Origin of the sequence: Pelomonas sp. Root1217 (assembly GCF_001425705.1) — a bacterium.
Classification (GTDB): Bacteria; Pseudomonadota; Gammaproteobacteria; order Burkholderiales; family Burkholderiaceae_C; genus Pelomonas.
In genome coordinates this window covers 644,887-668,637 of record NZ_LMDC01000028.1, presented here as the reverse complement: position 1 = coordinate 668,637, position 23,751 = coordinate 644,887, and the positions used below count along the sequence as shown (strand labels likewise).

The 23,751-nt window shown below is 67.8% G+C and carries 23 protein-coding genes; 16 read left to right on the top strand and 7 right to left on the bottom strand.

The window, feature by feature from the left end; translation table 11 throughout:
- The first annotated feature begins 19 nt into the window (after positions 1–19).
- The 10 genes from ASC95_RS23000 (at position 20) to ASC95_RS22955 (ending at position 9,440) form a co-directional block, all read left to right on the top strand.
- The gene (locus ASC95_RS23000) at positions 20–2,080 is read left to right on the top strand and encodes an SPFH domain-containing protein (protein ID WP_057300008.1); all 2,061 of its coding nucleotides are present in this window, start codon (positions 20–22) and stop codon (positions 2,078–2,080) included.
- A 13-nt stretch (positions 2,081–2,093) separates the two neighbouring features.
- On the top strand, positions 2,094–3,377 hold the full coding sequence (locus ASC95_RS22995) for a sensor histidine kinase KdpD (protein WP_057300007.1): 1,284 nt from the start codon (positions 2,094–2,096) through the stop codon (positions 3,375–3,377).
- Positions 3,374–4,060, top strand: a complete 687-nt coding sequence (locus ASC95_RS22990; protein WP_057300006.1) for a response regulator — start codon at positions 3,374–3,376, stop codon at positions 4,058–4,060. The genes ASC95_RS22995 and ASC95_RS22990 overlap by 4 nt, the downstream gene beginning before the upstream one ends.
- An 81-nt stretch (positions 4,061–4,141) precedes the next feature.
- The gene (locus tag ASC95_RS22985) at positions 4,142–4,636 is read left to right on the top strand and encodes a (2Fe-2S)-binding protein (RefSeq protein ID WP_057300005.1); all 495 of its coding nucleotides are present in this window, start codon (positions 4,142–4,144) and stop codon (positions 4,634–4,636) included.
- The gene (locus ASC95_RS22980; RefSeq protein ID WP_057300004.1) at positions 4,633–6,780 is read left to right on the top strand and encodes a xanthine dehydrogenase family protein molybdopterin-binding subunit; all 2,148 of its coding nucleotides are present in this window, start codon (positions 4,633–4,635) and stop codon (positions 6,778–6,780) included. The genes ASC95_RS22985 and ASC95_RS22980 overlap by 4 nt, the downstream gene beginning before the upstream one ends.
- Positions 6,780–7,151 carry a sulfur oxidation c-type cytochrome SoxX gene (soxX, locus tag ASC95_RS22975; RefSeq protein WP_057300003.1) on the top strand — a complete coding sequence of 124 codons (372 nt, stop codon included), beginning with the start codon at positions 6,780–6,782 and terminating at the stop codon, positions 7,149–7,151. Before ASC95_RS22980 ends, soxX begins: the two co-directional genes overlap by 1 nt.
- Positions 7,148–7,558, top strand: coding sequence for a thiosulfate oxidation carrier protein SoxY (locus tag ASC95_RS22970; RefSeq protein WP_057300002.1), 411 nt, complete (start codon positions 7,148–7,150; stop codon positions 7,556–7,558). Before soxX ends, ASC95_RS22970 begins: the two co-directional genes overlap by 4 nt.
- Positions 7,558–7,881 (top strand): thiosulfate oxidation carrier complex protein SoxZ, encoded by a 324-nt coding sequence (locus tag ASC95_RS22965; RefSeq protein ID WP_057300001.1) that lies wholly within the window; start codon positions 7,558–7,560, stop codon positions 7,879–7,881. Before ASC95_RS22970 ends, ASC95_RS22965 begins: the two co-directional genes overlap by 1 nt.
- Positions 7,878–8,603, top strand: a complete 726-nt coding sequence (gene soxA / locus ASC95_RS22960; protein WP_057300000.1) for a sulfur oxidation c-type cytochrome SoxA — start codon at positions 7,878–7,880, stop codon at positions 8,601–8,603. The genes ASC95_RS22965 and soxA overlap by 4 nt, the downstream gene beginning before the upstream one ends.
- A 60-nt stretch (positions 8,604–8,663) precedes the next feature.
- The gene (locus tag ASC95_RS22955; protein ID WP_057299999.1) at positions 8,664–9,440 is read left to right on the top strand and encodes a carboxypeptidase regulatory-like domain-containing protein; all 777 of its coding nucleotides are present in this window, start codon (positions 8,664–8,666) and stop codon (positions 9,438–9,440) included.
- 9 nt (positions 9,441–9,449) lie between these two features.
- Here the strand turns inward: ASC95_RS22955 and ASC95_RS22950 are convergent, their stop codons facing one another.
- Entirely contained in the window at positions 9,450–10,142 is a 693-nt protein-coding gene (locus ASC95_RS22950; RefSeq protein WP_057299998.1) for a glutathione binding-like protein, read from the bottom strand.
- A 61-nt stretch (positions 10,143–10,203) separates the two neighbouring features.
- On the opposite strand from ASC95_RS22950, the gene ASC95_RS22945 reads away from it, so the two are divergent.
- A complete protein-coding gene (locus ASC95_RS22945) occupies positions 10,204–10,941 on the top strand; it encodes a hypothetical protein (RefSeq protein ID WP_057299997.1) in 738 nt (245 codons plus the stop codon).
- Positions 10,942–11,091: 150 nt separating this feature from the next.
- Here the strand turns inward: ASC95_RS22945 and ASC95_RS22940 are convergent, their stop codons facing one another.
- Together ASC95_RS22940 and ASC95_RS22935 are read right to left on the bottom strand one after the other, a co-directional pair.
- On the bottom strand, positions 11,092–12,165 hold the full coding sequence (locus ASC95_RS22940; protein ID WP_369820633.1) for a phosphotransferase: 1,074 nt from the start codon (positions 12,163–12,165) through the stop codon (positions 11,092–11,094).
- Positions 12,166–12,361: 196 nt separating this feature from the next.
- The gene (locus ASC95_RS22935) at positions 12,362–13,066 is read right to left on the bottom strand and encodes a Crp/Fnr family transcriptional regulator (RefSeq protein ID WP_057299996.1); all 705 of its coding nucleotides are present in this window, start codon (positions 13,064–13,066) and stop codon (positions 12,362–12,364) included.
- Between the two features lie 141 nt (positions 13,067–13,207).
- Here ASC95_RS22935 and ASC95_RS22930 point away from each other — a divergent pair, with 141 nt between their 5' ends.
- Positions 13,208–14,881 carry a FimV family protein gene (locus tag ASC95_RS22930; protein ID WP_235538018.1) on the top strand — a complete coding sequence of 558 codons (1,674 nt, stop codon included), beginning with the start codon at positions 13,208–13,210 and terminating at the stop codon, positions 14,879–14,881.
- 81 nt (positions 14,882–14,962) lie between these two features.
- Here ASC95_RS22930 and ASC95_RS22925 read toward each other — a convergent pair whose 3' ends face one another.
- The 4 genes from ASC95_RS22925 to lptF are packed head-to-tail and all read right to left on the bottom strand — an operon-like array spanning position 14,963 to position 18,496.
- Positions 14,963–15,907, bottom strand: coding sequence for a CysB family HTH-type transcriptional regulator (locus tag ASC95_RS22925; RefSeq protein ID WP_057299994.1), 945 nt, complete (start codon positions 15,905–15,907; stop codon positions 14,963–14,965).
- Entirely contained in the window at positions 15,904–16,272 is a 369-nt protein-coding gene (locus ASC95_RS22920) for a sirohydrochlorin chelatase (protein ID WP_057299993.1), read from the bottom strand. The genes ASC95_RS22925 and ASC95_RS22920 overlap by 4 nt, the downstream gene beginning before the upstream one ends.
- The gene (gene lptG, locus ASC95_RS22915) at positions 16,272–17,399 is read right to left on the bottom strand and encodes an LPS export ABC transporter permease LptG (protein ID WP_057299992.1); all 1,128 of its coding nucleotides are present in this window, start codon (positions 17,397–17,399) and stop codon (positions 16,272–16,274) included. The genes ASC95_RS22920 and lptG overlap by 1 nt, the downstream gene beginning before the upstream one ends.
- Positions 17,396–18,496 carry an LPS export ABC transporter permease LptF gene (gene lptF / locus ASC95_RS22910; RefSeq protein WP_057299991.1) on the bottom strand — a complete coding sequence of 367 codons (1,101 nt, stop codon included), beginning with the start codon at positions 18,494–18,496 and terminating at the stop codon, positions 17,396–17,398. Before lptF ends, lptG begins: the two co-directional genes overlap by 4 nt.
- Before the next feature lie 30 nt (positions 18,497–18,526).
- On the opposite strand from lptF, the gene ASC95_RS22905 reads away from it, so the two are divergent.
- The 4 genes from ASC95_RS22905 to ASC95_RS22890 all read left to right on the top strand — a co-directional run bounded on the left by ASC95_RS22905 (position 18,527) and on the right by ASC95_RS22890 (position 23,741).
- Entirely contained in the window at positions 18,527–19,990 is a 1,464-nt protein-coding gene (locus ASC95_RS22905; protein WP_057299990.1) for a leucyl aminopeptidase, read from the top strand.
- Positions 19,991–20,413, top strand: a complete 423-nt coding sequence (locus ASC95_RS22900; protein WP_057299989.1) for a DNA polymerase III subunit chi — start codon at positions 19,991–19,993, stop codon at positions 20,411–20,413.
- Positions 20,414–20,529: 116 nt separating this feature from the next.
- Positions 20,530–21,672 (top strand): branched-chain amino acid ABC transporter substrate-binding protein, encoded by a 1,143-nt coding sequence (locus tag ASC95_RS22895; protein ID WP_057299988.1) that lies wholly within the window; start codon positions 20,530–20,532, stop codon positions 21,670–21,672.
- A gap of 686 nt (positions 21,673–22,358) precedes the next feature.
- Positions 22,359–23,741, top strand: coding sequence for a TIGR03013 family XrtA/PEP-CTERM system glycosyltransferase (locus tag ASC95_RS22890; RefSeq protein WP_057299987.1), 1,383 nt, complete (start codon positions 22,359–22,361; stop codon positions 23,739–23,741).
- Positions 23,742–23,751: the final 10 nt, after the last annotated feature.

Below are 23,751 nucleotides of genomic sequence, written 5' to 3'. Positions count from 1 at the left end.
CTTCACCACCGTGCTCGTCATGGACGCCCTGTTCACCCTGTTTGCCCACCCCCTGCTGACGGCCGCCGGCCTGCTCGGCCTGGTGGCGCTGATCTTCTACAGGCGCACGCTGCGCCTGTTCGGCTTCGTCATCGTGCCCGACGACTCCATCGGCACGGTGACCAAGAACTTCGTCCTGTTCGGCCGCCACCGCGAACTGCCGCCCGGCCGCATCGTCGCCCTCTACGGTGAAGCCGGCCTGCAGGCCGACACGCTCGCCCCGGGCCTGCACTTGGGCCTGTGGCCGTGGCAGTACGAGATCGAGCTGGTCAAGTTCACCGTCATCCCGGACGACGCCGTCGGCATCGTCGAGGCCTGCGATGGCCTGCCCATGCCCGACGGTCGCGTGCTGGCCCGCCATGTCGACTGCGACCACTTCCAGGACGCCCGTGCCTTCCTCGCCGCGGGCGAGCGGGGCCTGCAGATGACCGTCGTGCCCCCGGGCGCCTGGCGCATCAACACGCTGCTGTTCACCGTGCACCTGGAGCGCATGACCGTCATTGAGCCCGGCCGGATCGGCATCGTCGAGGCCCGCGATGGCAAGCCGCTGGCGGGTGGCCGCGTCATCGGCCGCAGCGTGCCCTGCGACAGCTTCCAGGATGCCCGCGCCTTCATGGCCGGCGGTGGCGAGCGCGGCCCGCAGATGACCGTCATCCCGCAAGGCAAGTACCGCATCAACCCGCGCTTCTTCAAGGTCGTGCAGGTGCCCGTCACCGACGTGCCCGACAACAAGGTCGGCATCGTCACGACGCGCGAAGGCACGTCCCTGACCACCGGCGAGATCGCCGGCCCCGAAGTGCCCGGCCACAACGTGTTCCAGGAGCCGCAGGCCTTCGTCAACGCCGGCGGCACCAAGGGCCTGCAGGAGCAGGTGCTGCTGGCCGGCCGTTACTTCATCAACCCGATGTTCGCCACCGTCGAGATCATCGACATGACCGAGGTGCCGATCGCCTCGGTGGGCGTGGTCGTGGCCTTCGTCGGCAAAGCCGGCGTCGACGTGACGGGCGAGGGCTTCCGCCATGCCAACATGGTTCGCAAGGGCGAGAAGGGCGTGTGGGTGGATGTGCTCGACCCGGGCAAATACGCCATCAACACCTATACCCACAAGGTGCGCGTGGTGCCGACGGCCAACGTGGTGCTGAACTGGGCCACCGGCAAGACCGAGGCGCACCGCCTGGACGCCAATCTGTCCACCATCACCGTGCGCTCGGCCGACGGCTTCACCTTCAACCTGGATGTGAGCCAGATCATCCACATCCCGCGCAACGATGCGCCCAAGGTCATCGCCCGCTTCGGCAGCATGGAAGCCCTCGTCACGCAGGTGCTGGAGCCCACCATCGGCAACTACTTCCGCAACGCGGCGCAGAACTCGGATGTCATCGACTTCCTGAAGAAGCGCAGCGAGCGCCAGGCCGAGGCCAAGGCCGCCATCGCCGTGGCGTTGAAGGCCTATGACGTCGGTGCGGTGGAGACGCTGATCGGCGATATCGTGCCGCCGGCCGAGCTGATGAAGACGCTGACCGACCGCAAGCTGGCCGAGCAGGAGAAGGTCACGTTCACGACGCAGATGGAGGCCCAGGGCGTGCGCCAGCAGCTGGAGCAGGCCACGGCCCTGGCCCGCACCCAGGCCCAGGTGGTGGACGCCGAGCGCAAGGTCGCCATTGCCGAGTTCAGCGCCCAGGCGGCGGTGAAGACGGCCGACGGCGCGGCGCGCTCCAAGAAGATCACGGCGGAAGCCGATGCCGAGGTCACGCGCGTGACCGGCCAGGCCGAGGCCGGCCGCACGCTGGCCATCGGCGAGGCCGAGGCCGAGGTCATCCGCCAGAAGATCGACTCGATGGAATCGGGCAACTACGCCGTCGTGCAGGTCGCCCAGGCCCTGGCTGGCGCCGGCGTGCAGCTGGTGCCCGAGGTGGTGGTGGGTGGCGGTCAAGGCGCGGGGCAGGGCGGCACCCTGGTGGATGTGCTGCTGGCCGGCCTGGTGAAGGATCGCTTCGACAAGCCGACGCGGCCGCAGGTCGAGGTGGTGGAGGCCTCCTAAACTCCGCCGCCTCATGATTCCTCGTCCCGTTGTCCAATTCCTGCCCTGGATCGCCGTCGGCTCGCTGATGGGCCTGGCCTGGGCGGGCTGGCGGCTGCGCCTGGCCTGGCAGGGCCTGCAGGCTGCCCAGCGCGCTGCGCAGCTCGAGCGCGCATTGCGCGAGTTCGGCGACCTGATGCGTGACGCCGACCTTCCCGAGGTCCATGTCCACGAACTGTTGCAGGCGCTGGCCGGCAACACCGGCCTGGCCACGGCGGCGCTGCTGCGGCCGTCGCCCGGCGCGCAGGACATCGTCGTCGGCGAGCCCGATGCGAATGCGCTGGCCGGCCTGCAGCTGTGCGCCGATGGCGGCCGGGCGCTGGGCCCCGGTACCGACCATCACGCCCAGGAGCCGGACCTCTACCTGCCGCTGCGCGGTCGCGACGCGGCGCTCGGTGCCGTCACGCTGCGCGGCCTGGGCAACGAGGCCTTGGCCGCGGACCAGCTTGCCCACGCCCAGGCCCTGTGCGACCAGATGGGCCTGGCCCTGCAGCGCCGCCGGGTGCAGGATGAGGCCCGGCAATCGGCCGAACTGGCCGAGACCCAGTCCACCCGCAACGCCATGCTGGCTGCCATCTCGCATGACTACCGCACGCCGCTGGCCACCATCATGGGTTCGGCTTCGGCCCTGCAGACCCAGGGGGACCGGCTGACGACGGCGCAACGCAGCGAGCTGGCCAGCCGCATCGTCGACGAGACCTCCCGCCTCGTGCGCCTGACCGACAACACCCTGCAGCTTGCACGGCTGGGCGCGCCCGGCGTGGCGCTGCGCTGCGACTGGGAGTCGGCCGAGGAGATCGTTGGTGCGGCCCTGCGCCGCGTGCGCCGCCGGCCCGACGGTGAACGCGTGAAGGCGCGTATCGAACCGGCGCTGCCGCTGCTGTGGTGTGATGCGGCCCTGATGTCGCAGCTGCTGGACAACCTCATCGACAACGCCCTGAAATACAGCCCGCTTGACGCTGCCGTCGAACTCGTCGTGCGCCGCCTTGGCGCGGAAGTGATGTTTGCCGTGCGCGACCGCGGCCCCGGTATCGACCCCGCCTGGCGCGAGCGCGTTTTCGACGCCTTCCAGCGCGGCGACCTGGCCGCCTTTTCTCAACGTCCGCCGGGCTCGGGCGTGGGCCTGGCCCTGTGCCGCGCGATCGCCGAGGCGCACGACGGGGCCCTGAGCCTGCGCCCGCGTGGCCACGGCGGTTGCAGCTTCGAACTGCGCCTGCCGCTGCGCGACGCGCCCGAACCGCCTGAGGCGGCCGCATGAAGCTGCTGCTTGTCGAAGACGACCGTGAATTGCGCGTGACCTTGCGCGAGGCCCTGGTCGTCGAAGGCTACGAGGTGCTGACCGCTGCCAGCCTGGCCGACGCGATGGCCCAGCTCGCCCACGCCGGCCATCTCGACGCCGTGCTGCTCGACCTCGGCCTGCCCGACGGCGACGGCGAGGAATTGCTGCAGGCGCTGCGGCGCGAGCGCTCGACGCCGCTCATCGTCATCTCGGCCCGCCAGGTCGAGGGCCAGAAGATCCGCCTGCTGGACGCCGGCGCCGACGACTACCTCGTCAAGCCCTTCGGCATTGGCGAGCTGCTGGCGCGGCTGCGGGTGGCCCTGCGTCACCGTGGCACCGTCGCCCAGCCTGCCGTCACGATGTACCGACGCGCGGGGCTGGAGGTCGATCTCGCCGCCCACCGCGTTCGTCGCAACGGTGCCGACGTGCGGCTGACGCCGACCGAGTTCAAGCTGCTGGCCCGCCTGGTGCGCCAGGCCGGCCAGGTCGTCACCCACCGGCGCCTGCTGGCCGACGTCTGGGGCGCCGACGCGACCGAGCAGACCCACTATCTGCGTCTCTACATGGGCCAGTTGCGCGCCAAGCTGGAGGTCGAGCCGGCCGAGCCCTGCGTGCTGCTGACCGAGCCCGGCGTTGGTTACCGCATCGCCGAGCCCGCTTGAGGACGCCCGCAGTGGCACGCCGCCGCCGACCCTGCTAGCCTCTCGCGCGCCGCAAGTGGTGGCAGGAACGGGAGCAACGGCATGGCGGAGTTGACGGTCAACGGCAAGCGGGTGCAGTTCGAGGCGGAGGCCGACACGCCGCTGTTGTGGGTGCTGCGTGAGCAACTCAGCCTTACGGGCACCAAATACGGCTGCGGCGTGGCGCAGTGCGGTGCGTGCACGGTGCATATCGACGGCGCTCCGGTGCGCAGCTGCGTGATGCCGGCCTCGGCGCTGACCGTGGCGCAGAAGATCACCACCATCGAGGGCCTGGCGCCTAATGCAAGCCACCCGCTGCAGAAGGCCTGGGACGCGTTGGACGTGCCGCAGTGCGGCTTCTGCCAGAGCGGCATGCTGATGGCCGCGGCGGCGCTGCTGAAGGCCAAGCCCAAGCCGACCGACGCCGACATTGACGCGGCCATGACCAACATCTGCCGCTGCGGCACCTACAACCGCGTGCGCGCCGCCATCCACCTGGCTGCTGGCCAGGTGCAGCGCAAGCAGATTCCCATCGTCATCGAAGGGGGTCAAGCGTGAGTGCCGTGCTTTCTCGCAGGTCTTTCCTGCACACCACGAGCGCCGCCGCCGGCGGGCTGATGGTGGGCTTCCATGTGCCAGGCCTTGCCGAGTCTGAAACCACGCCCGAGCTGAACGCCTGGGTGCAGATCCTGCCGGACGAGAGCGTCGTCATCCGCATCGCGCGCTCGGAGATGGGGCAGGGCACATTGACCGGCCTGGCCCAGCTCGTCGCCGAGGAGTTGGAGTGCGATTGGGCCAAGGTGAAGACCGAGTACCCGACCCCCGGCCAGAACCTGGCGCGCAACCGCGCCTGGGGCAGCATGAGCACCGGCGGCAGCCGCGGCGTTCGCGAGTCGCACGAGTACGTGCGCAAGGGCGGGGCGCTGGCACGGGCGCTGCTGATCCAGGCGGCGGCCAACCAGTGGAAGGTGGCGGTCGTCGAATGCGCGACGGCCTCGGGCTGGGTGACCCACGCCGGCAAGAAACTGAGCTATGGCTCGCTCGCAGCCGAAGCCGCCAAGCTGGCCGCGCCGGCCGACATCCAGCTCAAGCCGGCCAAGGACTGGACGCTGGCCGGGCGGCCGATGAAGCGGCTGGACACCCGCCCCAAGCTCGACGGCTCGCAGGTCTACGGCATGGATTTGCAGCTGCCCGGCATGCTGAACGCGGCCATCAAGGACTGCCCGGTGTTCGGCGGCAAGCTCAAGAGCTTCGACGCGGCGGCCATCGAGGGGCGGCCCGGCGTGAAGAAGGTCGTCAAGGTGGGTGACTCGGCGGTGGCCGTCGTGGCCGACACCTGGTGGCGGGCCAAGACGGCGCTGGACGCCTTGCCCATCGTCTGGGACGAGGGCGTCAATGGCTCGCAGAACAGCGCCGACACGGCCGCCACGCTGAAGGCCGCACTGGACGCCGCCGAGGCTGCCGTCGGCAGCAGTCTGGGTGATGCGAAGGCTGCATTGGCGACCGCGGCCCGCACGGTCGAGGCCGTCTACAGCTACCCGCACCAGAACCACGCGACGATGGAGGTCATGAACGCCACGGCCAAGTGGACGCCGGAGCGTTGCGAGGTCTGGACCCCGACACAGAATGGCGAGGCCGCGCTGGCCGCTGCCGCTGAATCGTCGGGCCTGCCGCCCTCGGCCTGCGAGGTCTACAAGCTGCACCTGGGTGGCGGCTTCGGCCGGCGCGGCGCCGTGCACGACTGGGTGCGCCAGACCGTGGCCATCGCCAAGGCGCTCCCTGGCACGCCGGTCAAGCTGATCTGGAGCCGCGAGGAGGACATGATGCATGGCCGCTACCACCCGGTCACGCAGTGCAAGCTGACGGCCGGCCTGGACGCGGCGGGCAGGCTGACGGCCCTGCACATGCGCATCTCGGGGCAGAGCATCATCGCCGGCATCTTTCCGCAGAACATCAAGGACGGGAAGGACCCGGTCGTCTTCCAGGGGCTGAGCGCGGGCGGCGCGGAAGGCGCGCTCGGCTATGCGGTGCCGAACCTGCTCATCGACCATGCGATGCGCAACCCGACCGTGCCGCCGGGCTTCTGGCGCGGCGTGAACCTGAACCAGAACGCGATCTATCTGGAGTGCTTCATCGACGAGGTGGCCCATGCCGCCAAGCGCGACCCGCTGGAGCTGCGCCGCGAGCTGCTGGCCAACTCGCCCAAGCATCTGGCCGTGCTGAACGCCGTGGCGGCCAAGGCCGGCTGGGGCAAGCCACGAGCGAAGGGAAGATATCTGGGCCTGGCGCAGATCATGGGCTTTGGCAGCTATGTGGCGGCCTGCGCCGAGGTGTCGGTCTCCAAGCGCGGCGAGCTGAAGATCCACCGCATCGTCGCCGCCACCGACCCCGGCCATGCCGTCAACCCGCAGCAGATCGCGGCCCAGGTCGAGGGCAGCTTCGTCTATGGCCTGTCGGCGGCTCTGTTCGGCGAGATCACCATCAAGGACGGCCGCGTCGAACAGCAGAACTTCGACACCTATCCTGTGTTGAAGATGGCGCACATGCCGGCCGTCGAGACCATCGTCATGCCCTCGGGCGGCTTCTGGGGCGGCGTCGGCGAGCCGACGATTGCGGTGGCCGCGCCGGCCGTGCTCAATGCGATCTTCGCGGCGACGGGCATGCGCATCCGCGACCTGCCGTTGAAGAACCAGCTGGCCTGATGCGCGCCTGGCTCGCCCTGCTGCTGGTGGCTGCGGCACATGCCGAGCCGGGTGATGCGCAACGCGGCCGCGCGCTGGTGGCCGACCGCACGCAGAGCCTGTGCCTGCTGTGCCACGCGCTGAACGTGGCGGGTGACGCGAACCAGGGCAATCTCGCGCCGCCGCTGGATGCCATCGCGGCGCGGCTCAGTGCCAAGGGCCTGCGCGATCGCATTGCCGACATGCGCCGCTTCCACCCGGCCACCGTCATGCCGCCGTTCCGTTCGACCGAGGGCCTGCGCGACGTTGCACCAGCCTGGGCGGGCAGGGCGGCGCTGACCGAGCAGCAGCTCGACGACATCGTGGCCTACCTCGGCACGCTGGCGAAATGAAGCGACGCGAGTTCACGCTGGCTGCCGCAGTGCTCGCGCTGCTGCCCGAGGCGCGCGCCTCCGACGAAGCCATGCGCGCCGCCATCCGCGCCTGGGCGGGGCGCGATCCCGAGCCCGGATCGCTGAAGCTCGAGATCGCCGAGTTGGTCGAGAACGGCAACGCCGTGCCGGTGCGCGTGGCGGCCAGCGAAGCCGTCGTGGGGTTGGCGTTGTTCACGCCGCTGAACCCGGAGCCCGAGGTCGTGCATGCGGCCTTCGGTGCCAACAGCGGCAAGCCCGAGTTCAGCGCCCGCATGCGGCTGGCACGCAGCCAGCGCATCGTCGCCGTGGCCAAGGCGGCCGACGGGCGCTGCTGGCAGTCGGGCGTGGACGTCATCGTGACGCTTGCGGCCTGCGTGGAACCCTGATGGTCACGCGAGCCGTCATCACGCTGCCTGCAGCCATCCGGGCGGGCGAAGCCTTCGAGGTTCGTGCCACGGTCGCCCACAGCATGGAGACGGGTTACCGCAGCAGCGACGAAGGCGACCGCCTGGCTCGCGACCTGGTACGCCGCTTCGAATGCCGGCTGGACGGCGAGTTGGTCTTCGCCGCCGACCTGTTCGCGGCCATCTCGGCCAATCCCTACCTGGCCTTCTGGCTGCGTGCCGACAAGTCCGGCGAGCTGAGCTTTCTCTGGCGCGGCGACAACGGCTTCGAGCATCGCGAAACGCGCCCATTGAACCTCGCATGAAAACGGCCTGGCTGCTGCTATGCGTCGCGCTCGCAGCCAACGCCGACGAGCGTCGCTCCGGCCGCGACACCATGAGCCCGGCCCTGCGCACGCTGCAGGCCGACGGCGCCCAGCATCCCGCCCAACTGGCACTGGCCTTGGGTGCTGAGCTCTGGAGCCAGGGCAGCAAGTCCTGCGCAAGCTGCCACGGCGAGCCCGGCAGGCTGCGCGGCGCGGCGACCCGCTATCCCGCCTTTGACCAGGGTCTCGTCGACCTGCCCGGTCGCATCCAGCGCTGCCGCGTGCGCCATCAGCAGCAAGCGCCCTGGGCTCCCGAGGCCGAGTCCTTGCTGGCGCTCACGGCTCTCGTCGCGCAGCAGTCGCGCGGCATGTCGCTGGCGCCGCCGCGCGGCCCGGACCTTGATGCCGCGGCCAGGCGCGGCCAGCAGATCTACACGACCCGCATCGGCGCCTTGAACCTGTCCTGCGCCCAGTGCCATGACGAGCGCGCGGGCCTGCGCCTGGGCGGCAGCCTGATCCCGCAGGCCCATGTCGACGACTACCCGGTCTACCGCCTGGAGTGGCAGTCCCTGGGCAGCCTGCAGCGCCGCCTGCGCGGCTGCCTGAGCGGCGTGCGCGCGATGGTGTGGGACTGGGACAGCGCCGAGCTGCTGGCGCTGGAGGTCTATCTCGCGCGCCGCTCGGCCGGCATGGCGATGCAGCCGCCTGGCGTGCGGCCCTGAACTGGCGGCCCCCTAACAATCAGGGTGACCGCGGCGCCGGTCCCTTCCTAGTATGGGCCGATGGTCGCGACGACGCTGCTCAGGCCGCCACCGGATGAACTTCTGCTGCCGGTGGGCGACGTGCTGGCATTTTTTGATGCGGCCAGCGGCGACCACATCACGACCGGCCTGCGCTGCTGCCTGGTGTTGCGCCACGGCGGCAAGCTGCTGGGGCGATCGGTCGCCACAGCTTCCGGCCTGCACCTCTGGCCGGATCTGGCCGAGCATTGGCGCCAGCCGCAAGTGCCGGCCTATGCCGATGTGCTCGTGCGCGACGACTTGCAGCGCTTCCAGCCGCTGAGCCTGCCTTGGCCGCTGCCCGGCCGGCCGATGGGCCAGATCGTGAGCACCACGGCCCTGGGTGCCACGCGCGTGGTGCGGGTCAACCTCCATGGCGCGCCGACCCGGCGTCCACCGCCGGACATGGCCAGCGTCTATGGCGTCCTTGCCTGGCAGGCTGACGGTGCGCCCGCCGCCTGGGCGCGCGTCAGGTTGATCGATGGCGACGGCCGCGTGCACGAGGGCGCGAGTGACGCGGAGGGGCGGTTCGGCATGCACCTGCCCCGGCCGCCGGTCGAATTGCAGGTGTTTGCCGAGCCGACCATGGCTGAGGTTTCCCTGGGCCTCGGGGCGCCCGACGTGCTGGCATTTGCTCAGCAGCCCGCGGCCCATGCGCTGGCGGATGTCGGTGGATCTGCGGCCTATGCGCCGCCGGCCTTCACCGCTGGCGAGCCCTTGATCCTTGCCACGCAAGGGCTGCCGCCCGCACATCGCGAGCTGCGCCTGGTGCCCGTCTGACGCCGGGCTTCAGCGCTGCTCCAGCTGCCGCTTGCCGAACAGCGCCTCGCGCGCCTTCTCGTCGGTCAGCGGCTTGCGCGCACCGGCCAGCACCTCCACGCCACGCTGCACGGCGGGGCGCTTGGCGATCTCGTCGAACCAGCCCTTCAGATGCGGGTAGTCGCCCATCTCCACGCCCTGGTTCTTCCAGGAGCGCAGCCATGGGAAGACGGCGATGTCGGCGATGCTGTAGTCCGGCCCGCCAAGATAGGTGGCATGGGCCAGGCGCTTGTTGATGACGCTGTACAGGCGCTGGGCCTCATGGGTGTAGCGGTCGATGGCGTAGTCGATCTTTTCGGGCGCGTAGATGCGGAAGTGATGCGCCTGGCCCAGCATGGGGCCAACGCCGCCCATCTGGAACATCAGCCACTGCAGCACCTCGTATTTGCCACGCACGTCGGCCGGCAGGAGCTTGCCCGTCTTGCCAGCCAGGTACAGCAGGATGGCGCCGCTCTCGAACAGCGAGATGGGCTGGCCGTCAGGGCCGTCGGCGTCGGTGATCGCGGGGATCTTGTTGTTGGGGCTGATGGCGAGGAAGCTGGGTGCGAACTGCTCACCGGCACCGATGTCCACGGGATGCACCCGGTAGGCGAGGCGGCACTCCTCTAGCATGATGTGCACCTTGTGGCCGTTGGGCGTGGGCCATGAATACACTTCAATCATTCGTCGCCTCCATGCGGTGCGCCTAGCAAGCAGGCCCCATTTTCAGACTTCCTCACGACTCATGGTGGTAAAGCAAGTCAAGCACTGGCTCGTGACGCGCGCCAACGCAGCGCGCTGGCGTCCGATCGAGGACTGGGCCGAGGCGCGCGGGGCCGAGTTCACGCAGACGCGGGACGGCCTGGGCTTCCAGGTCGAGCAACCCAAAGCCGCGCCGGGGCCACTGCGCATCGAATGGGGGGTATCACAGCGCAGCTATCTGCCCGGCTTTGAGCTGCGCATGCGCTGTGAGATGGGCCTGCACCATGACCTGCAGATGATGGTGCTGTGCCGGGCGCTGATGGAGAACCTGGAGCGGGCCGTCTTCGAGGCCTACACCGACACGCTCAAGACTCGCGTCGACACCGACACACCGGAAGAGATGCGCTGGCTGGTGATGTTCCCCAAGTTCAACAACGCCGCCTCGCAGATGCTGCGCCAACGCTATGGGATCGTCGGCGTGACCAAGGATCTGACCGGCGCGTGGATCGAGGGCGAACTCAGCGAAGCCCTGGTTCAGGCCAGCCAGGACCTGCTGCCTGAAGGCCATCCCTTCGTGCTGATGGCGATGCGCGGCAACCTCTACCTGCGCACCGAGATGAGCGAGGCCGACCTGCCCAAGGTGCAGGCCCTGGTGAAGCTGCTGGAAGTCGCAGCGCGTGAGGCACAGCGCGTGAACGGGCGGCTGTCGGACAGCGGGGCCTGGCCGACGACGACGTCCATCGCCTGGACGCCTTCGACGCGTCCGGGGGATGTGACCTGAGGCGCACGAGTTGCGGGTCGAGCGCTGGGCCGCTCCCGAGCCGGCCCGCCATGGCGATGTGCTTGCCGGTCAATCCGGCGAGCATCGCCGTCCCCCAGGGGGACCGACCAGGTTCGCGCGCGTTCAGCGCTGCGAAACTGGGCGAGGGGCTCACGCTTTCTGAGCGAAGCTCCAGGCCAGCTCGGCGAGCGGCTTGGCGCCCTTGGCGGTTTCCCTCGCCTGCTCGCTGGAGGCGGTGCCGTCCACCACGCGCTTGGCGATGCCCTGCACGATGGCCGCGATGCGGAACATGTTGTAGGCCATGTAGAAGTTCCAGTCGGCCATGACGGTGCCGACGTCGGCGCGGCCGGTGCGCTCGCAGTAGCGCTGCACATACTCGCGCTCGCTCGGGATGCCCAGCTCGACGAGGTTCTTGCCACCCAGGCCGCGGGCGGCGCCCGAGGTCTTGATGTGCCAGCTCATGCAGTGGTAGCTGAAGTCAGCCAGCGGATGGCCGAGCGTGGACAGCTCCCAGTCCAGCACCGCGATGACGCGGGGCTCGGTCGGGTGGAAGACGACGTTGTCCATGCGGTAGTCACCATGGACGATGGCCACCTCGCTCTCGTCGCGGGCCGAAGCCGGGATGTGGGCCGGCAGCCAGGCCAGCAGCGAATCCATCGCCGGGTTGGGCTCGGTGACGGAAGCGAGGTATTGCTTGCTCCAGCGGCCGATCTGGCGCTCGAAGTAGTTGCCCGCCTTGCCGTACGCCGCGAGGCCCACGGCCTTGAAGTCCACCTGGTGCAGGGCCGCGATGACGCGGTTCATCTCGTCGTAATGGGCGGCGCGCTCGGCATTGCTCATGCCGGGCAGGCTCTGGTCCCACAGCACGCGGCCGGGCATGAAGGACATGACGTAGAAGGCGCGGCCGATGACGGCCTCGTCCTCGCACAAGGCGAACATGGCGGGCACGGGCACGTCGGTGCCGGCAAGAGCGCCCATGACCTGGAACTCACGCTCGATGGCATGCGCCGACGGCAGCAGCTTGGCTACGGGGGCGGGCTTGCTGCGCATCACGTATTGCGCGCCCGGCGTTTTCAGCAGGTACGTCGGGTTGGACTGGCCGCCCTTGAACTGCTCGATAGCCAGCGGCCCGACAAAGCCTTCGACATGCGCGGCAAGCCAGGCTTCGAGAGCCGTGGTGTCCAGGGCTTGGGCAAGGGGACGGGTGCCGGTGAATGCTTCCATGCGGGCGATTGTGCTGCGGCGCCGCGGCATGCCATGTCTCGGCAGCGTCATCCGTCCCCGCGGGCCGAGCGCCGGGCCGCTCCCAAGCCGGCCCGCTCTGGCGATGTGCTTGCGGCTCGATGCCGCAAGCATCGCCGTCCCCGCGGGGGACCGACCGGACTGGCCGCGTCCAGCGGGCCACGCTGGGCGAGGGGCCTCAGCGTGACGCCGCAGCCAACAGCTTGTCGCGGCTGAGCACCACCAGCCGGGTCGGCTCGACGCGCACTGCGCCCTCGCGCTCGAAAGCCTTCAGTTCCTGATTGACGCGCTGGCGCGAGGCGCCGAGCAATTGGGCTAGGTCTTCCTGGGCCAGTTGCAACCCGATGCGGATCTCGTCGCCCTCCTGCACGCCATACGAGCGCGCCAGCAGCAGCACCTGCTTGGCCAGGCGGGCGGCCAGCGGCCGCGTGTTGAGGTCCTCGATCATGTCGAACATCAGCCGCAGCCGACGGCAGTTCAGCCGCAGCAGCGCGTCGTAGAGCTCGGAGTGGGCCTGCAACAGCGCGCGGAAGTCGGACTTGCGCACGCACAGCAGCGTCGTCTCGCCGTGCGCATAGGCGTCGTGGGTGCGGGGCAGGCCGTCGAAGAGGGCGATGTCGCCAAACCATGTGCCCGGCTCGACATAGGTCAGCGAGATCTGCTTGCCGGCCAGGGATACCGAGCTGACGCGCACGGCGCCCTTGGCCACGGCCGACCACTCCTCGGCGGGCTCGCCGCGGTGGGACAGCATGGTCTCGTCGGGCAGGCGGCGCACGAAGGCGCGCTGCAGGATGTCGTTGCGCAGCGTCTCGGAGAGCTTGGAGAACCAGGCGCCCTGATCGATCTGCTGGCGTTCGGCGGGAGTGAGGCTGAGTGCGTTCATGGTCTGGGGGCATTGTGCCGCCCGCGGTTCCCTGGGAATGGCGCCGTTGGCGAAGGGCCCCCATGCTAGAGTGATCCGCGCTGTCTCCACCCTCTCGTTCAACCGATAGCTAGCCACCCGCAGTCAATGCCCTTCACGGCCTTGCGCCCGACCTTGCTGGGCGCACTCACACCTACTTTGGCACTGCTGCTCGGCCTGGCGCCAGACGCCCAGGCTCTGGGTTTGGGACGGCCGCAAATCCATTCGGCGCTTGGAAAACCGCTGGATGCCAGCATCCCGCTGACGCTGGCGGATGGTGAACGACTGACCGATTCCTGCGTGCGCGCCGAGGTCTCCGCGGGCGACGCGCGGGTGCCGGCGGGCCTGTTACAGATGCGTGTCGAGGGTGAACCCGGCCAGCAACGCATTCGCCTGCAGAGCCTGGCACGCATCGACGAGCCGGCCCTGCGCATCACACTGGCCCTGGGCTGCCCGCTGCGGCTGACGCGCGAGTTCAATGCCTTCGTCGACCCGGCGGCCGGCGCTGCCGCGGTGCCCGCGCCGCCTGCGCCTGTCATGGCGCCCGTGGCCGCTTCGCCGCCGACCGTGCTGGGCGAGGCCGCGCCAGCGCCCGCCCCGGTAGTTCGGCAGAAGCCGCGCCTCAAGCCGCGCGCCAGTGGTCCGCGCCTCGTGCTGGAACGGCCTGAGGTGCTGGTGGCCGAAGCGCCGCGGCCCGTCCAACCTGCCGCCAGCGCGGCCGAGATGGAGCTCACGCCGGAGCTGGAAGCCCAGATCGCTCAGTTGGAGCAGACCGTGGCCCAGCTGCGCGCCGACCTGGAGGCGCGGCTGCAAGCCGAAGCCGCCGCGGCCTCGGCGGCGGCAATACCGCCTGCCTCCGCGCCAGCTGTGCCGCCGCCGCTCGCGGCGGTGCACAGCGCACGTGCCTCGCCCTATCGAGACCCGATGACCTGGCTGCTGACGCTGGGGTTGAGCCTGCTGGCCGGATCGGCAGCTTTCTATCTCAGCCGTTGGCGCGACCAGCGCGCACGCCGCGAGCTAGCCTATTGGCGCGCCCTGCACGCAGCTGAAGGGGCCGGCCTGCCCGCGGTGCCGCTGCACTCGCCGGGCATGGCGCCGCCTGTCGTGGGCCACGCTGCGGCCCTGCCGGACGAAGGCCAGCACCAGGTCACACGGCCCCAGCCCAGGCCCATGGCGTGGCCACCGGCGCCCATTGCATCGCCGCCGTCGGCCGCGCTGCCCGCATCGATGCAGGCGACCCAGCCCTTGCCGGTGCAGGCCGCGGCCGCACCGGTCCTGTCCAACGAGCTGACCGTGGCGGACGAGCTGCTGGACCTGCAGCAACAGGTCGATTTCCTGCAGCTGCTCGGCCAGCAAGAAGCGGCGGCCGACCTGCTGGCCACGCGGCTGGCGCGTGGCAATGCCGGCGCCATGCCCTATCTGATGCTGATGGAGCTTTGCCAGCAGCGCGGCGAGCCCGAGGTGTTTGCCGAGCTCGTCAAGCAGTTCGAGCAGCGCTTTCGGGTGCTGGCGCCACAGTGGTCGCAGAGCCTGGCGCGTGGCCGCAGCCTGGATGCCAGCCCCAGCGTCATCGCGCATCTGCAGGTCGTCTGGGCCGACCCGGGCACCGCTTTGCAGATGCTGCAGGACCTGCTCGCTCGCGGAGGCGGCCCGGGCGTGCCGAGCTTCGAGCTGCCCGCCTACCGCGATCTGCTGACCCTCTACAGCGTGGCGCGCGATCTCTTCGAGGCCGGCCTGCGCGGTGAGGAGGTGGACCTGATGCTGCCGATCGACTCCAGCTTCGGCCGGGAGTCCTGAGGCCTCATGACTGCCAGCTTGCATGCTTGCAGTCCATCGTTGGGCGTCAAACAGGCCGCAGGGCCTGTTCTCGGTCCCAACTCAGATGCCGAAGTCGGTCGAGTCGCCGTTCATGGCCTTCTCGATGAGCTTGCGTGACAGTCGTTCGGACAGCAGTTCGGCAAAGGCGTACACGTAGTTGCGCAGATAGGCGCCGCGCTTGAAGGCGATGCGCGTCACGTTGCTGCCCAGCAGCGTGCCCAGTGGCCGCGCGACCAGGTCGCTGTTGGCGGGCTCCTCGCGCATGGCCATTTCGGCCACGATGCCCACGCCCATGCCCAGGCGCACATAGGTCTTGATGACGTCGGAGTCGATGGCCTCCAGCACGACATTGGGTGTCAGATGACGCGCGGCGAAGGCCTTGTCGACGCGGGTGCGGCCCGTGAAGCTGGGGTGGTAGGACACCAGCGGCTCGCCAGCGAGCTGTTCCAGGCTGACGCGCTCGACGCTGGCCAGCGGATGATCGCGCGGCACGACCATGACGTGCTGCCACTCATAGCAGGGCAGGGTGACGAGTTCGGGGTACTGGGCCAGGGATTCGGTGGCCAGCCCGAGGTCGGCGGTCTCGTCCAGCAGCATCTTGGCGACCTGGTCCGGGCTGCCCTGGTGCAGGCTGATGCGCAGCTGCGGCAGGTTCTTGCGCAGCTGGGCCACCGGCGCGGGCAGCACGTAGCGGGCCTGGGTGTGGGTCGTCGCGATGGAGAAGGTGCCGCTGTCTTGGCGCGAATACTCCTCGCCGATGCGCTTGAGGTTGCCGACCTCGCGCAGGATGATTTCGATGCAGGCCAGCACCTGCTGGCCGGGCTCGGTGATGCGGCGCAGCCGCTTGCCGTGGCGCGAGAAGATGTCCACGCCCAGTTCCTCCTCGAGTTCGAGGATGGCCTTGGACACCCCTGGCTGCGAAGTGAACAGCGCCTTGGCTGTCTCGGTGAGGTTGAGGTTGCGGCGGGCCGCTTCCTGGACGAAGCGGAATTGATGCAGGTTCATTCGAGTATTGCCAGGCAGGCCAGGCTGATGGCGTTGAGCACGGCTTCCTGTTCACCCAGCGGCGCATGGAGCAGCCATTGAATGGCGTCGCCGTGGCGCTCGCGCAAGCGGTCGAGCAGGGGCGGTATGTCACGGCGCACATGGCCGCCGGTGCCGAGGAAGAGCGGCAGCACATGCACGCGCGAGCAACCTGCCGTGGCGAGTTGCTCGGCCGCCTCCTCGATGCCGGGCGACATGAACTCCAGATAGGCCATCGCCAACGGCGTGCCGGGGCGTGCGGCGCGCAGCCGCTCGGCAATGGTCTCGAAGGGCCGTGCCCAGGCCGGGTCGCGGGCGCCATGGGCGAAAAGCAGCAGGCCTTCCATCAGCGGTAGCGGACAAGCCAGGTGAACGCCGCCATCGACAGCCCGAGATAAAGCAGGCTGGGCGTTGCCGCGACGACCCAGGGCGTCCAGTTCTTCAGCAGGCCCAGATGGCCGGTCACGTTGTTCAGCAGCACGAAGCTGATGCCCAGCATGATGCCGCCGAACACCTTGATGCTGATGCCGCCCGAGCGCCCATGCAGGTAGGCAAAGGGCAGGGCCAGCGCCACCATGACAAAGCAGGCAAACGGATAGAAGGCCTTGCGCCAGAACTGGATGTTGTGCGCCTGGGCCGACTGTTCCTGGGCCGACAGATGCTTGGTGTAGCGGTAGAGCTCCAGCGTCGACATCGACATGGCCGGCAGCACGGCCGCAGCGATGACGCCAGCGTGCAGGGAACTCTGCCAGTCGAGCTTGTCGAACTGTTGCTCGCTGATGACGACGTCGCCGACGCTGCCGCTGGCCGTCGCCGTGCCTGGGTTCCAGACCGTGCGCTTGACCGCCTGCAGATGCCACATACCCTTGGCGTCGACGTCGACCCTTTCCGCTTCAGTGCGCGACATCAGCCGGCCTTCGGCGTCGAACTCGAAAATGCGCACCTCCTCCAGTTCGCCGCCGCCGCCAACGCGCCCGACTTTGACCGAATAGCTGCGCTCCTGGCCGTCGATAGTCTGGTGGTCCTTCAGCCAGGCGCCGCGCTTGGCCGGGTTGCTGTCGTGCATGAAGCGGGCGCGCATCTCGTCGCCCTCGCGTTCGAAGCGCGGCGCCACATAGTCGCCGACGAAGAAGGTGAGCGCCGCGAACGCGGCGGCCAAGCCGGCCAGCAGGGCCAGGGCCCGTGCGGGACCGAGGCCACCGGTGCGCAGGATGGTGAACTCGCTGCTTTGCGCCAGTCGGGCCAGGGCGACGATGGCGCCGATCAGTACGGCGATGGGAAACAGCTCGTAGAAATGGCCAGGCAACTCCATCGCGGCGAGCACGGCGGCCTTGCCCGCGCCCGCGCCGACGCGGGTCATGCGCTCGACCTCGTCGACGAAGTCGATGAAGAAGAACAGCGACAGGAAGGCCAGTGCGACGAGCAGCACGGAGCCGGCGATGTCCTTGTAGAGCAGGCGGCGAACCGTCCTCATGCGGCCACCTCGCCGCTGCGACGGCGTCGCAGGCAGAAGCGGTTGGCGTTGTCGCGCAGCCAGATGACGGCCAGGGCCAGGAACAGGGCACTGCCATGCACGGTCAGCAGGCCGCGGGGCAGGCTGATGCGACCGTTGCCCACCCAGGACTGCGACAGGTTGATGAGATTGAAGTAGATGACGAAGGCCAGCAGCGCAAACAGCAGATTCCAGTTGCTCGCGCGGCGCGGGTTGGATGCGGACAGGCCGACGCCGAGCAGGGCCATGTTGAAGCCTGCGAGGATCATGCCGAAGCGCCAGGCCAGCTCGCCCTGGTTCTTGGGCGTGGGCAGGCGCAGCAGGTCCAACGTGGCCATGGCCTTGGGCGGCAGCTGGTTGGCATTGGCCAGCACCTGCGGGTCGGTCATCACCTTGTACTGTTCGAAGCGCGCCAGGCTTTTCTCACCGGTCTTGAGCTGGCTCTCGTTGCGCTGGCCGTGATCCAGCACGAGGAAGCGGTCGTCGCCCTCCATCTCGAGATGGCCGCGGGCTGAGGTCGTCACCGACTCACGTTCGTTCTGATTGGCGAGGATGAAGACATTGCGGCCGGTCGCGGCGTTGTCGCCGTCGCGTTCGATGAAGAAGACGCGGCTGCCGTCGCGCGATGTCTGGAACTGGCCCGGCGCCACGCGCGAAAGGTCGCCGCGCTTCTGATAACGGTCCCGCAATTCGGCGCTGTTCTGGTTGCCCCAGGGCCAGACCAGGAGTTCGAGCACGATGACGCCGAGCAGCACCGGCCAGGCCATGCGCAGCACCGGCCGCACGAAGCGCGACAGCGGCACGCCGCTGGCAAACCAGATCGTCATTTCCGACTCGCGATAGGAGCGGCTGAGCGTGATGACGACGGCAACGAACAGCGACAGGATGAGCATGGTCGCGAGGTGGGCGATGGTCGCGTAGCCCATCAGCAGCACGACGTCCTGCGGCGCCACATTGCCCCCCGCAGCCTGGCCCAGCGTTCGGATCAGCGTCGACGTCAACATGATGGTCAGGATGACCACCAGCGTGACGCCGAAGCTCTTGGCCAGCTCGGATCGCGTGGATGAATCGAATAACATCAAAAGCACTTCTACCTACTTCTGGTCATTATGGACTTCAAGATTCAAACCGCTGAGCTCGATGGGCTCGCGGGCGCCGGTGCCGACGCCCTGGTCGTCGTGCTCGGCGGCGAGGCGCTGCCCAAGGGCCTGGATGCAGTGGTTGCCCGTCATGCGCAGGCCGCAATCAAGCTCGGCGACTTCACGATGAAAGCTGGCCAGGCGCTCACGCTGACGCAGGCCGAAGGCGTGAAGGCGCCCCGCCTCGTCCTCGTTGCCAGCGGCAAGACGACGCTGGCTGCCGCCCGGGCCGCACTGGCGGCCGGTCTCGCCCAGATCAAGCCGCGTGGCGTGGTCAGCGCGGCCGTGGCGTTTGTGGGTTTCGATGCCGGCCTCGTCGAATCGCTGGCCGAGCAGACGGCCCTCGCCGCCACGGATGCGGTTTATGTCTACCGACACACCAAGCCCAGCGCGCCGGCAGCCCCCAAGCTGACCAGGCTGGCCCTGCTGGTCGGCAAGGCTGACCTCAAGGCGGCCAAGGCCGGCCTGGCTCGTGGTGAAGCCATTGCCGCCGGCGTTGAACTGGCGCGGGAATGCGCCAACCGCCCGGCCAATTTCGCGACGCCGACCTATCTCGGCGAAGTCGTGCAGGGCCTCGGCAAGGCCCATGGGCTGAAGGTCGAGGTACTGGACAAGAAGGCCGTCGAGAAACTCGGCATGGGCAGCTTCCTGTCCGTCGCTCAAGGGTCGGACGAGCCGCTGCGTTTCATCGTCGCCCGCTATGAAGGCGCGGCCAAGACGGTGGCGCCCGTCGTGCTGGTGGGCAAGGGCATCACCTTCGACACCGGCGGTATCTCGCTCAAGCCCGGTGCCGAGATGGACGAGATGAAGTTCGACATGGGCGGCGCGGCCAGCGTCATCGGCACGCTGCGCGCGGTCGCCGAACTCCGCCCGAAGCTGAATCTCGTCATGATCGTCGCTGCCTGCGAGAACATGCCCAGCGGCCGCGCGATCAAGCCAGGCGACGTCGTCACGTCGATGTCCGGCCAGACTATCGAGATCCTGAACACCGACGCGGAAGGCCGGCTCATCCTGTGCGATGCGCTGACCTATGCGGAGCGCTTCAAGCCCGCGGTCGTGGTGGACGTGGCGACACTGACGGGCGCCTGCGTCATCGCGCTGGGCGGCGTGCGCAGCGGCATGTACGCCAGCGATGACGAACTCGCTGCCTCGCTGACCGCAGCGGGCGACGCGGCCCTGGACCCGTGCTGGCGCATGCCGCTGGACGATGAGTACGCTGAAGGCCTGAAGAGCAACTTTGCCGACGTGCCCAACATCGCCGGCCGCGCGGGCGGCTCGATCACGGCAGCCAAGTTCCTGCAGCGTTTCACCAGCAAGTACCGCTGGGGCCATCTCGACATCGCCGGTACCGCCTGGAAGGGTGGCGCCGCCAAGGGCTCGACTGGCCGGCCGGTGGGCCTGTTGACGCACTTCGTGCTGAGCCACGCGAAGTAAGTGACCCTGCACGTCAGTTTCTACAGCGACGCGGCGGACCCACTGCATTTTGCCTGCCGCTTGATCCGTCGCGCTCTCGCGTCGGGCAAGCCGGTGGGTGTCTGTGTGGATGCGGCGCAAGCAACTCGTCTAGACGAGTTGCTGTGGAGCTTCGACGCGGCGGAGTTCATCCCGCATCGGCGTTGGGACGGCGCCACGGCGCCCGCGCCGGGCGAGGTCCTCTTGGTTGATGACGCGGCGCGTCTGCCACACCGTGGATTGCTGTTGAACCTGCGCGATGACATGCCTTCGGATGCGCTTGCATTTGAACGCGTGTTGGAGGTCATCGGACAGGCCCCCGAGCGCGTTCAAGCCGGGCGTGCGCGCTATCGCGTCTACCAGCAGTCGGGAGCCAAGCTGGACCATTTCTCCGCAGCGGGTTGACAACGCTGCGTCCACGCTTTCCCGAATGAGAGCCCCCCGGATTTGGGGTATGTTCAATTGGTTGAAAAATCAACGGTTCTCTGTTGTTCCTCTCTCTTTCAAACTGGAGTTGATCCATGCAAATCAAGTTGAATATCGTGGTGGGTGCAGTCGCAGCACTGCTCAGCGGCGCTGCCATGTCGCAGGACCTGATCGTCAAGATCGGCCACGTCGCACCGACCAGCGGCGCGATCGCCCACCTGGGCAAGGACAACGAACTGGGTGCGCGCCTCGCCATCGAAGACCTGAACGCCAAGGGCGTCATGATCGGCGGCAAGAAGGCCAAGTTCGAGTTGCTGGCTGAAGACGATGCCGGCGATCCGAAGCAAGGCACCGCTGCTGCCCAGAAGCTGGTTGACTCCAAGGTCAACGGGGTCGTGGGTCACTTGAACTCCGGCACTTCCATCCCGGCCTCCAAGGTCTACAGCGACGCTGGCATTCCCCAGATCTCGCCGTCGGCCACCAACCCCAAGTTCACCCGCAATGGCTACAAGACGACCTTCCGCGTCGTGGCTGACGACGTGCACCTGGGTGGCACGCTGGGCCGCTACGCCGCCAAGGACTTGAAAGGCAAGTCCATTGCTGTCATCGATGACCGCACGGCCTACGGCCAAGGCGTCGCCGACGAGTTCGAAAAGGGCGTCAAGGGCGCCGGCGGCAAGGTCGTCGGTCGCGAATTCACCAACGACAAGGCCACGGACTTCACCGCCATCCTGACCTCCTTGAAGGGCAAGAAGCCCGACGTCGTCTTCTTCGGCGGCATGGACGCCGTGGCCGGCCCGATGCTGCGCCAGATGAAGCAACTCGGCATCGAAGCCAAGTTCATGGGCGGCGACGGCATCTGCTCGGGCGAACTGCCCAAGCTGGCCGCTGGCACCATGGGCGACGGCCAGGTCGTCTGCGCCGAAGCCGGTGGTGTCGAAGGCGAAGCCAAGAAGTCGATGGACGACTTCAAGGCCAAGTTCAAGGCTAAGTTCAACGTCGATGTGCAGATCTACGCGCCTTACGTCTATGACGCCGTCAACGTGATGGCTGCCGCCATGGTCAAGGCCGGTTCGGCTGATCCGGCCAAGTACCTGCCTGTGCTGGCCAAGACGGCCGGCTACAAGGGTGTGACCGGCACCATCGCCTTCGACGAGAAGGGCGACATCAAGAACGGCGCCCTGACGCTCTACACCTACAAGGGTGGTGCGCGCGAGCAGCTCGCCGTCGTGCGCTGATTCGGTTTCACGTCCAGAACGCCCGCCTCGGCGGGCGTTTTTCATGGCCAGGCCGCTCTTCGGCACTTGGCTGCCTGGCAAGCCCGAAATTGGGATGGGTCAATTCCAGGACGACAAAGCGGCACATGCAGCGACAGGCCGTCCTGCCGATTGTGAATACTGCCGAGAAAAATAGTCGGGCATTATTCGCTTTGCTTGAAAACTGATCTGCGGCGCGGTAGAGGCACATAAGCGGGGCTTCGTTCGATTTCAATGCGATGCCTGTGCAATTCGCACGTTTTGCGGAAGCTGGCGCCTGCCCTGTCATGGAGTTGTCGTGCGCTTTCGGTTCTACTGCCGCCCGTTGTGAAAGTGAGCGCTTTGGGAGGCCCCACGGTCTGCGACACGACACGGATTCAAGGGTCAAGCACCCTCTAAACGGGGGGCTTTCAAGCCAGGGGGCCAGAGGCATGATGCCGGCGCGATCAAGGGTTGGTCGGATATGTCCGTTGCGGCGTCTAGCCAAAGGGGCATTCAGAGCCGGCCGGGCGGTCTCCGAGGAGGTCTGCGCTGTTGAGTTTGCCATCAAGGTGGCGATACGGCAGGCGATCACCGCGCTAGGGTGAATGAGATATCGATATTGATTCGAGTTTCATTGACCGAATTGCAAATGCGGAAACGCCAGGTAGTAATGATCGGGGATGCAAATGATTCGAATATTCAACCATTACCTGCACAGGCAGACCTTGCTTCAGGTCTTCTTCGATCTTGGCCTGATAGTTTTTGCCGTCATTGCGGTCGTGCTCAGCCAAGGTGAGTCAGCGCAGATGGTGCTGCCATTCGCGGCGTCGCACGGTCTGTCACTGGCCGGTTGCATGTTTGTGATCAATTCGGCGACGGGTTTCTACCAGCACGTCCACAACCGCTCCATCACAGAGTCCTGCGCCCGGGCCCTGTTCGGGCTGCTGTTTGGCCTGCCGCTGGCCTATGCCATCTTCAGCTTGGTGCCTTCGAACACCAGCCACCGCGACATGCTGACCTTGGTCGCCATGAGTGCGGTCGCCGCAGTCATGGTGCACCGTGTCTATGCGGCCCACTCCGGTGCTCAGGCGCGCATGCGCAGCCGCATCTTGATCTTTGGCACCGGCATCGCGGCCCGTACCGTTGGCAACACCTTGCGAGCCTCCGATCCACATGCGCAGATCGTCGGTTTCTACGCCGGGCCCAACGAAGATCAGCCCGAAGTGCCGCGCGCCGAGATCATCAATGACGGCGCCAACCTGACCGAGGCTGCGCTCAAGCACAACGTCGACGAGATCGTCGTGGCCCTGAGCGAGCGCCGCGGCGGCAGCATGCCGTTGCGCCAGCTGCTGGATTGCAAGCTGTCCGGGGTGCGCGTGGTGGATATCGCCACCCACTTCGAGAAGACACTGGCCCAGATCAACATCAAGCATGTCAATGCCGGTTGGCTGGTGTTTGGTGACGGCTTCAGCCAGGGCATGTTGCGCGCGGCGATCAAGCGCGTGTGCGACATCATCTTCGCCGCGCTGATTCTGGCGGTGACCTGGCCCATCATGCTCATCACGGCCTTGGCCATCCGCTTCGAATCGCGTGGGCCGATGCTTTACCGTCAGGAACGTGTGGGGCTCAATGGTGTGCCTTTCAACGTCATCAAGTTCCGCAGCATGCGCACCGATGCGGAAAAGGACGGCAAGCCGCGCTGGGCCACCAAGAACGACGACCGCGTGACACGCGTCGGGCGTTTCATCCGCAAGGTTCGCATCGACGAACTGCCCCAGCTCTTCAATGTGCTGTGGGGCGAGATGAGCATGGTCGGCCCGCGCCCGGAGCGCCAGTTCTTCGTCGACGAGCTGATCAGCAAGATCCCCTATTACGCGGTGCGCCACAGCGTGAAGCCGGGCGTCACGGGTTGGGCCCAGGTGCGCTATGAGTACGGCTCGACCATCGAAGACTCGGTCGAGAAGCTGCAGTACGACCTGTACTACGTCAAGAACCACTCCCTCTTCCTTGATCTGCTGATCATGCTGGAGACGGTGGCCGTCGTGCTGACCGGCAAGGGCGCTCGCTGAGCGCGGCGGC

Bases quoted from the DNA above. Each gene is read 5' to 3' on its own strand.
- ASC95_RS23000 (WP_057300008.1), top strand. From the start codon at position 20: ATGGACGCCCTGTTCACCCTGTTTGCCCACCCCCTGCTGACGGCCGCC.
- ASC95_RS22995 (WP_057300007.1), top strand. From the start codon at position 2,094: ATGATTCCTCGTCCCGTTGTCCAATTCCTGCCCTGGATCGCCGTCGGC.
- ASC95_RS22990 (WP_057300006.1), top strand. From the start codon at position 3,374: ATGAAGCTGCTGCTTGTCGAAGACGACCGTGAATTGCGCGTGACCTTG.
- ASC95_RS22985 (WP_057300005.1), top strand. From the start codon at position 4,142: ATGGCGGAGTTGACGGTCAACGGCAAGCGGGTGCAGTTCGAGGCGGAG.
- soxX (WP_057300003.1), top strand. From the start codon at position 6,780: ATGCGCGCCTGGCTCGCCCTGCTGCTGGTGGCTGCGGCACATGCCGAG.
- ASC95_RS22970 (WP_057300002.1), top strand. From the start codon at position 7,148: ATGAAGCGACGCGAGTTCACGCTGGCTGCCGCAGTGCTCGCGCTGCTG.
- ASC95_RS22965 (WP_057300001.1), top strand. From the start codon at position 7,558: ATGGTCACGCGAGCCGTCATCACGCTGCCTGCAGCCATCCGGGCGGGC.
- soxA (WP_057300000.1), top strand. From the start codon at position 7,878: ATGAAAACGGCCTGGCTGCTGCTATGCGTCGCGCTCGCAGCCAACGCC.
- ASC95_RS22955 (WP_057299999.1), top strand. From the start codon at position 8,664: ATGGTCGCGACGACGCTGCTCAGGCCGCCACCGGATGAACTTCTGCTG.
- ASC95_RS22950 (WP_057299998.1), bottom strand. From the start codon at position 10,142: ATGATTGAAGTGTATTCATGGCCCACGCCCAACGGCCACAAGGTGCAC.
- ASC95_RS22945 (WP_057299997.1), top strand. From the start codon at position 10,204: ATGGTGGTAAAGCAAGTCAAGCACTGGCTCGTGACGCGCGCCAACGCA.
- ASC95_RS22940 (WP_369820633.1), bottom strand. From the start codon at position 12,165: ATGGAAGCATTCACCGGCACCCGTCCCCTTGCCCAAGCCCTGGACACC.
- ASC95_RS22935 (WP_057299996.1), bottom strand. From the start codon at position 13,066: ATGAACGCACTCAGCCTCACTCCCGCCGAACGCCAGCAGATCGATCAG.
- ASC95_RS22925 (WP_057299994.1), bottom strand. From the start codon at position 15,907: ATGAACCTGCATCAATTCCGCTTCGTCCAGGAAGCGGCCCGCCGCAAC.
- ASC95_RS22920 (WP_057299993.1), bottom strand. From the start codon at position 16,272: ATGGAAGGCCTGCTGCTTTTCGCCCATGGCGCCCGCGACCCGGCCTGG.
- lptG (WP_057299992.1), bottom strand. From the start codon at position 17,399: ATGAGGACGGTTCGCCGCCTGCTCTACAAGGACATCGCCGGCTCCGTG.
- lptF (WP_057299991.1), bottom strand. From the start codon at position 18,496: ATGTTATTCGATTCATCCACGCGATCCGAGCTGGCCAAGAGCTTCGGC.
- ASC95_RS22905 (WP_057299990.1), top strand. From the start codon at position 18,527: ATGGACTTCAAGATTCAAACCGCTGAGCTCGATGGGCTCGCGGGCGCC.
- ASC95_RS22895 (WP_057299988.1), top strand. From the start codon at position 20,530: ATGCAAATCAAGTTGAATATCGTGGTGGGTGCAGTCGCAGCACTGCTC.
- ASC95_RS22890 (WP_057299987.1), top strand. From the start codon at position 22,359: ATGATTCGAATATTCAACCATTACCTGCACAGGCAGACCTTGCTTCAG.